The organism is Ruegeria sp. SAZD013 (genome assembly GCF_059612525.1).
In genome coordinates this window covers 36,365-45,040 of the sequence record NZ_JBXWQT010000002.1, presented here as the reverse complement: position 1 = coordinate 45,040, position 8,676 = coordinate 36,365, and the positions used below count along the sequence as shown (strand labels likewise).

5 protein-coding genes are annotated in these 8,676 nt (G+C 59.5%); all 5 read right to left on the bottom strand.

Annotation, left to right across the window (positions count from 1 at the left end):
• Positions 1 to 193: 193 nt before the first annotated feature.
• Complete coding sequence (locus AC2FLU_RS00700) at positions 194 to 1,939, bottom strand: Mur ligase family protein (protein ID WP_496808465.1); 1,746 nt, start codon at positions 1,937 to 1,939, stop codon at positions 194 to 196.
• Between the two features lie 14 nt (positions 1,940 to 1,953).
• The gene (gene cphA, locus AC2FLU_RS00695; protein ID WP_496811761.1) at positions 1,954 to 4,755 is read right to left on the bottom strand and encodes a cyanophycin synthetase; all 2,802 of its coding nucleotides are present in this window, start codon (positions 4,753 to 4,755) and stop codon (positions 1,954 to 1,956) included.
• Positions 4,756 to 4,770: 15 nt separating this feature from the next.
• A complete protein-coding gene (locus AC2FLU_RS00690) occupies positions 4,771 to 5,664 on the bottom strand; it encodes a cyanophycinase (RefSeq protein WP_480477557.1) in 894 nt (297 codons plus the stop codon).
• A gap of 272 nt (positions 5,665 to 5,936) precedes the next feature.
• The gene (amaB, locus tag AC2FLU_RS00685) at positions 5,937 to 7,433 is read right to left on the bottom strand and encodes an L-piperidine-6-carboxylate dehydrogenase (RefSeq protein ID WP_496808469.1); all 1,497 of its coding nucleotides are present in this window, start codon (positions 7,431 to 7,433) and stop codon (positions 5,937 to 5,939) included.
• 18 nt (positions 7,434 to 7,451) lie between these two features.
• Positions 7,452 to 8,558, bottom strand: coding sequence for a saccharopine dehydrogenase family protein (locus AC2FLU_RS00680; protein ID WP_496808463.1), 1,107 nt, complete (start codon positions 8,556 to 8,558; stop codon positions 7,452 to 7,454).
• Positions 8,559 to 8,676 lie beyond the last annotated feature (118 nt).

Genomic DNA, 8,676 nt, shown 5'->3' with positions numbered 1-8,676 from the left:
CTGCGGGCGAATAACCAACACACCCGACAACCCCGTCCGCTCAATCTCCATAACACCTAACCTCAACCGTCTGTTGCCTGTGTTAGGCGAGTATTGTCAGGCTGGGTGTCAATGCAAGGGTGATGCGCGAATTGCTGCTCAGATGATCGCAGACGGAAATGGCGGTTCGTTGCTTTACTGATCCCTCAAACCGCTAGGTCGCCTGCTGGTTCAGCATCTCAAGCACGGCGTCGCGTTCCGACAGAACCAGCAGCAAGGCTAGATCGCCCGGTTCCACCTGTTTCAGGATCATCGCGGCGGCCTCCGACGGGGATGCGGCCCTTTGGATCTGGGTCTTGTCATATCCCTGTTCCAGGGCAGACTTTTCGATCAGGTCCGGTATCTCTCCCAATGAGCGGCCCCGTAGATACCCTTCCAGTTCAGCAGCAACGACCACGTCGGGTTGGAAATTCAACGCGGTTGCAGTGACGTCCCGAATGTCCTGATCCGAGCGATCTCCGGCATGGCTGAGCATGATGAACCGCCGTTTTGCTGGCAGGGCCGACAGCGCATCGCACACGGCAGAAATCGAATGCGGGTTATGCGCGAAATCCACGAAAACCTGAGCGCCGTTGTATAGGAATTCGTTACAGCGACCCGGATTGTCCCTGGCATCCGGTTTGAACCCGGCCAACCCATGCCGCACCGCCTCAAGCGTCAGCTTCAAAGCCAGCGCAAGGCACATAGCCGCCAGAGCGTTCAGGATGTTGTATTTCGCGGCCCCGCCCATGGTCAGGGGCACGTCGGACACAGCTATGACCACCTGCTCGGACCGGCCGTCGAAAAAGACGATATTGCCCTGCGAAACATAAGCGCAGCATGTTCCCGCGTCCCGCGCCCGACGGATCAGATCACTCCCGGCATCCAGAGAAAACCACCAGATATTTGCCGTAGTGTTTTCGGCCTCGGCACGGACAAAAGGATCATCGGCATTCAGGGCCAGAACGCCGCCCTTGGTCAGTGTCCGGTGCACGGCGAATTTCGCCTGAGCCAGCTCGGGCACCGTGTTGACGCCGTATTGCCCCAGATGATCGTTCGCCACGTTGGTGACAGTGGCGGCCATGGCGGCACGTGTCGGCAGGCCGCGGCGCAGGATACCCCCACGGGCCACTTCGAGGCAGCCGATTTCAAGCCGCTTGTCGCGTAGCAACATCCGCCCTCCGCCGGGGCCGGAATAATCGCCGCGATCCAGAATATCATCACCCACCCGCACAAACTCGGTCGAGGTCAGTCCCGCGACCTTGCCCGAGGCGCGGGCGATGGCCTCCAGCAACCGGGTCGTGGTGGTCTTGCCATTGGTTCCGGTGATGAAGGCGACGGGGATGTTGTGAAGGGAGGGCCAGTCAACGTTATCCGGGGCGGGCAGTGCGTTGACAGGCCAGACTTGACTGCCGGTGCCATGCCCGATGGAAATCTCGTCATCGTCGCACAGGATATCCACACCATGCGCCTCGGCGGCCGCGATCAGGGCGATCAGCGCAGGGTTGGCCTCCTTTGCCATGACGCCTTTGACGTCCCGGATCATCTGATCAAAATCGCCCGGCGTGGCCTCCAACAACTCTGCCGCGCAGAAATGCCAGGCGGTCTGCGCCGCAAAGATCGCGGAATAAAGCTGATCCATCGGTGCCGAGATTGCCAGATTGACGCCACCGGTGAAGGTACGGTGGGTCAGTACCTGATCCTGCCAGCCAAGCGCATCCAGAACGCGCCGGGCGTGTTTTTCCCACAGTGCAATGACCTGCGCGGGGTCGATATCAGTGAAAAATACATCCATCACCGCGCCGGGGTAATCCCATAACAGGCCGGGGCCGGTCAGGCGCCGCGCGTCATCCACCTGAATATGACCAGCGGTCGCGCATTCGATGGTCAGCGCGGTTTCAAGCTCTTCGATCCGGTCCATTCCGGTGCCTCCGCTCAATCCGCGTCTTCGCTGATTTCACGCGCCAGTCTTACGCCGCGTTCGTCCCGGATCAGGTTCTGGTCACTGTCGAACATGTCCTCGAACGTGGTGTCGGCGGGGCTGGTCCCGGGTGTCGCCTCGGTTTCAGAGGTTTCTCCATCGGAATTGAAATAGATGATCTGTTTCCAGCACCGTGTGGTGTCATCGCCAAAGATCACCAGCAGATCGCCCGGTGCCGCCATCTCCAGCGCTGTAGTCACGGCCTCAACCTCATCCGGAATGATCGAGATCACGTCGTCCGGCGTCCCGCAATCGATCAGGGCCTGCCGCATCATTTGCGGCACTTCGTCATGCCCGCGACCCCGGCGGCGGTCGTCTGCCTTGCAGATGAAGTGGTCAAAATGCCCGGCCAGCGCTGCGGCCCCATCAACAATGTCTTCATCGCGCCGGTCGCCGGGCATCGCAACAACGCACAGCCTGCGGCCCTTGACCTCCAACTGATCGGCCAAAGCGGCCATCGCCTTCAGCGCGGCCGGGTTGTGGCCGTAATCAAGGATCACCTTGAAAGGATGTTCATCATAGACATTCATCCGCCCCGGCGCCTGGAAATAACTGGTGTCGAAAGTGCGCAGACCATGCCGGATATTGTCCAGATCGACCCCAAAGCTATAGGCCATTGCCGCCGCGACCATGGCGTTTTGCACGTTGAAGATCGCCTTGCCCTCAAGCGTGGCAGGGATCAGATGCGACCACAGAACGGGGATGTGAAGCCCTTTGTCATAGATGGTCAGCATGTCGCCATTCATGCCTTTTTCCAGCACGATGGCCTTGCCCCCTGTCTTGATATGTTCCTTGACCAGACTGTGGCCGGGGTTGGTCGTGACATAGAAGATCTGATCCGCCCCGGCGTAATCGGCCATCTTCAGACAATTGATGTCGTCTGCGTTTAGCACGGCCGTATCGGTCGCGCTTTCCACCACCACCCGTTTGACTACGGCCAGCTCCTCGACCGTGTTGATCCCGCCCAGACCCAGATGATCTGCCGAGACGTTCAGACAGGCCGCCACGTTCGAGCGTTGATAGCCCAGACCCGAGCGCACCAGCCCGCCCCGCGCGGTTTCCATCACCGCAAAATCGACCATCGGATCACGCAGGACGATCTGCGCCGATTTCGGGCCGGTCATATCCCCCTTTACGCTTAGCTTGCCATCCACATAGACGCCGTCGGTCGAGGTCATGCCAACGATCTTGCCGCTGGTTTTCATGATATGACCCAGCATCCGCGACGTGGTCGTCTTGCCGTTGGTGCCGGTGATGGCCGCAATCGGGATGCGGGTCTGTTCATTGGCGGGGAACAGCATATCGATGACCTTGCCCGCCACATCGCGCGGCTGACCTTCGGACGGGGCCACATGCATCCGGAAACCGGGGGCGGCGTTTACTTCGACAATCGCGCCACCGATATCCTTGTAGGACTTGGTGATATCGTCGATCAGGAAATCGACACCGCCCACATCCAGCCCGACGGCCATGATGGCGCGTTCGGCCATGTCGCGGTTGTCAGGATGCACCACGTCGGTCAGGTCGATGGCGGTGCCACCCGTTGACAGGTTCGCAGTCGAGCGCAGATAGAAAACCTCGCCCTCGGGCAAGACAGTGTCTTCTGTCACGCCCGCATTCTCCATCAGGCGGTTTGCCTGATTGTCCAGCTCGAGCCTGGTCAGTACTTTTTCGTGCCCGATGCCCCGGCGCGGGTCCTGGTTCACGATGTCGACCAGTTCAGCAATCGTATGAGTGCCGTCGCCTGTCACATGGCCGGGGACGCGTTTGGCCACCGCAACCAGTTTGTCGTTCACGACCAGCATCCGGTGATCAAATCCGGTGATGAAGCTTTCAACCAGAATGGCGCGGCTGCGCGAATGCTCCTTGGCCTCGGCAAAGCCTGCCTCGACCTCGGCATCGGAATTCAGATTGATCGAAACGCCGCGCCCATGGTTTGCGTCCAAGGGCTTGACCACCACAGGAAACCCGATCCGCGCGGCAGCGCGCACGGCCTCGCGGGCCGAATAGACCATGCGCTGCTGCGGAACCGGCAGGCCAAGATCGTTCAGCAGGTTATGGGTGTCTTCCTTGTCGCAGGAAATCTCAACCGAGATATGCTTGGTCTCGGACGTAATTGTCGCCTGAATGCGTTTCTGAAACTTGCCGTGCCCAAATTGCACAAGCGAGCCGGAATTCAGCCTGATCCACGGGATGTCGCGTTCCTGCGCCGCCTTGACCAGCGATCCGGTCGACGGGCCAAATTCCTTGCGTTGCGCCCTCAGCACAAAGCTGCGCAGTTCTTCATCCCAGTTGAAGTCCGGGTCGAATTCGTAATCCACCTGATCTTTCAGGGATTGCGGCAGCAGGTGCATCAGCAACCGCATCGCCAAATTGCCCGCATCCAGACCGACGTCACGCTGGCGGTATTCATAGACCATATTGTACTGGCCCGGCTCACCTGTGCCGCGCGTACGGCCAAAGGTCACGTCGGACCCGGCCACGTTCTGCACTTCGATGGCGCAATGTTCCAGCACATGCCCCAACCAGGTGCCTTCATCCTCGCGCAGGCGGCGGATGAAGCCGCCGGGTTCGCGATAGGAGCAGCCATGTTCTGCCAGACCGGGAAGCGCCTTGATCAAGGCGTCAATAAACTCGGAACCAATTTTTGCCGAGGGCCACTCTTCCAGAACACCCAGATCGATGACGTGGCGAATGACCGGAAAACTTGCCCAGACATTTGGGCCGACAAAGACATTGGTTGAGATTATTTTCATGAGGCTCCCCGTTGGTTAGCTATTATTCCCCCCGCTGGCGGCCTCTTGACCGGACATGTCCGGCAATGTGCAGAACGCCATATGCTCATCCGGCGGAAAAGCCTGGCGAGCCGTCAGATCATAACGGCACCCTTCGCCCAGAACGTCAAGCCGAAGTCCAAGCAGGCTCAGTGCTTCACCGCGGCGCGCGTCCCACATCGACGAATGAGTCAGATGACTGGCGTCAACGACGGTAACCGATCCACTGCCCACGACTTCAAGGACATTATCGGGTCCGATGAAGGCTGCCGTGTCTTCGTCGATACCCAGTCCGATCAAAAAAGGGTTGAAAGATGAAGCAGTTAACAAACGTCCCAGCCGATTGCGCTGTGTGAAATGCTGGTCGATGATGACGGCGTTGGTCAAGCCCATGCCCGGAGCCAGCGTGATATTGCCCTCAGCCGGGGCGGAGTTGCTGCTGCCCCCGGCCACCATGTGTTCGGACATGATTGATGCCCCGGCTGAAGTGCCGGCAACCGGCACACCGGCCGCATTCCGACGGCGAATTTTCTGCGCAACAAGCGTGCCACCCAGAATCGCCGACAGCCGCAGCTGATTGCCACCGGTCATGAAAACCCCTGTGGCGCGGTCTAGCATCTCGGCATAATCGGGATTATCGCAATCGGCACGACGTGAGATGGGCAGAAATTCGACCTTGCCCGCACCCAGTTCGGAAAAGATGCGATTGTAATCCGGTCCGGTCTCTTCCAGCATCGAGGCTGTCGGGATCACGACAATATCGGCATTCTCACCACCTGAAAGCTCTACGAACTTACGGTGGATCTGCATTTCCTTGACGCGGTCTTCGCCGCCGCCGATCGGGATGATGAACCCGCGCGGGGTCTCTGCATCAACGGGTGCAGGGCACATATCTTACTTACCTTCCGGTATAAAAGCAGCCAGCCATCGGGGCCACTCGGACGCTTAATCTGTTCATACATGCCGTGTCGGGCCATCTGACCTTATCGGACATGCCGTTCCCCCCAGCGACATCACATGCCGCACGGCAGGGATTTCGTCAAGAACCACCGGTTTTGTGCCTGCTTCAGCCTGCCAGTGCCAAACCCTGCGCGACAAAAGCAATCCCCCCGAAACATCAAAGCTCCGGGGGGATCAGAATGTCCGTCAGTTTGCGCGCTGGTTCAGATGTCGAATTTGACACCCTGCGCCAGCGGGAGCTCTGCCGAGTAGTTCACGGTGTTGGTCTGGCGGCGCATATAGGCCTTCCACGCGTCCGAGCCGCTTTCGCGTCCGCCACCGGTTTCCTTCTCGCCTCCGAATGCGCCACCGATCTCGGCGCCCGAGGGGCCGATGTTGACGTTGGCAATACCGCAATCCGACCCCGCCGCAGTCAGGAATTGCTCGGCCTCGCGCATGTTCAGCGTGAACACACAGGATGACAGCCCTTGCGGCACATCGTTTTGAATCTGGATCGCATCGTCAAAATCGTCATAGCCCATGACATAAAGGATCGGTGCGAATGTCTCGGTTTTCACGACCGCACTTTGGCCGGGCATTTCGACGATTGCGGGCTGCATATAGACACCCGCAGGAAGCCCTGCGGTCACGCGCGCGCCGCCAAACACGGTGCCGCCTTCGGCCCTTGCGGCTTCCAGTGCGGCTGTCATGGCGGCACCCGATGCCTCATCTACCAGTGGCCCGATCAACGTGCCCTCAGACAGCGGATTGCCGATGGGCAAACCGGCATAAGCCTTTTTCAGGCGGCTCACCAGTTCCTCGCGGATCGAGTTGTGCACGATCAGACGGCGCAGCGTCGTACAGCGCTGACCGGCGGTCCCAACGGCCGAGAAGACAATGGCGCGCACGGCCATTTCCAGATCCGCCGAAGGGCCAACGATCATCGCGTTGTTGCCACCCAGTTCCAGAATGCACTTGCCAAAGCGTGCCGCTACAATGGGCGCAACTGCACGACCCATACGTGTCGAACCCGTGGCCGAGATGATCGGAACATCTTCGCTGGCCACCAGCGCCTCGCCCAACTCCGCGCCACCGATCAGGACCTGAAGCAACCCTTCGGGGGCATCGCCAAACCGCACCAGCGCGCGTTCAAAGATCTTCTGGCAGGCCATCGCTGTCAGCGGGGTCTTCTCGGACGGTTTCCAGATCACCGGATCGCCACAGACCAGTGCCAAAGCGGCGTTCCACGACCAGACCGCAACCGGGAAATTGAAGGCCGAGATCACCCCGACCGGGCCCGCCGGATGCCAGGTTTCCATCATCCGGTGCCCCGGACGTTCCGATGCGATGGTCAGACCGTAAAGCTGACGCGACAGACCAACGGCAAAGTCGCAGATGTCGATCATCTCCTGCACTTCGCCCAGACCTTCGGACGTGATCTTGCCGGCCTCCCAGCTGACAAGCGCGCCCAGATCGTCCTTGGCGGCGCGCAGCTCTTCGCCCAGCAGGCGGATCAGCTCGCCCCGACGCGGGGCCGGCACAACGCGCCACGCCTTGAACGCGGTTTTGGCGCGGGCAATGATCGCGTCCATTTCGGTGGCCGGAGTTTCATGCACGTCGGCCAGCAGGCTGCCGTCAATCGGCGACGTCACTTTCAGGGTGCCGCCCTTCAATGTGGCACCCGTCAGATCCAGATTTGCAAGCGTGGTTTGGGCTGTCATTACGATGTCTTTCATATCTCAGGCCGCCTTGTTTTGCCGGGTCACGTCACCAGCACGATACAGCTGGCCAAATTCTGTTTTCAGGAAGTCGTTCAGTTTGACCTGTTCCTGCCGGACAAACCCTTTCGAAGGCAGCGTGCCGGTGCGCATCTGGTCAACGACGCCCAGAATACCCGCAGCTGTCGTGACCTGAATGGCACTCCAGACCTGTCCGTTGATGGTGCGGGCAAAGCTCTTGTTGATCAGGGATTTCTCGCGCAGAACGCCATTGATCATACCCTTGGCCGTGCAATAGACCAGCACCACGTCCTGATCGGTGCGGGGCAGGGCGGTCTCGAAGATCTCTTTCAGCAGATCGCGGCGGCGTTCCAGCCCCAGATCGTGCAGCAGCAGCTTCAGGATTTCACAATGGCCGGGATACCGGATCGTGCGATAAGACACGGCCCGCGCCTTGCCTTCCAGCGTTTCCGGCAGCGTGCCCAACCCGCCCGAGGTGTTGAAGCATTCGTATTCCACACCATCGTGACCCAGAATCTCGTAATCTTCCAGCGGCGCGGTCTTGACCAGTTTGCCGTTCACAATGGCGTCGCATGGATTGCAGTACTCGTTGATCAACCCATCGGTCGACCAGGTCAGATTATACTTCAGCGCGTTGGTCGGATAAAGCGGCAGCGCGCCCACCCGCATATGCAGGCTGTCCAGCTCATCGAACTCCGCTGCAAGCGCGGCTCCGGAGATACCCACAAAACCAGGTGCCAGACCACATTGCGGCATGAAAGCTGTCTCACTGCCTTCGGCCAGTTGGCGTACGGCCTCGGTGGCCGCAACGTCTTCGGTCAGGTCGAAATAATGCGCGCCCGCCTCTTTGGCGGCCTTGGCAATGTTCGGGGTCAAAAAGAACGGTGCCGCTGAAACCACGGCGTTAAACCCGGTCAGTTCCTTTGCCAGACTGTCCGCATCCCGGGCATCAATCTGCTTTGTACCAATTCCAAGCCTTGTGATTTCACCCAGTGCTTTCAGGTCATGGTCGGCCACGGTCACTTTATAGTTTGGCGAGGCCCTCAGCAGCGTCGCGATCATCTGACCGATCTTGCCTGCCCCGATTACGCAAATATTCCAGGACATCAACGTCTCCGTAAATTTCTGTTCCTGATATTATGGTGCAGGGCTGGCCAGACATTTCATAGGCCGCAATTTGACGAAGTGATCGGATATGCCGACATTATGTCGGATCAATTGGCAT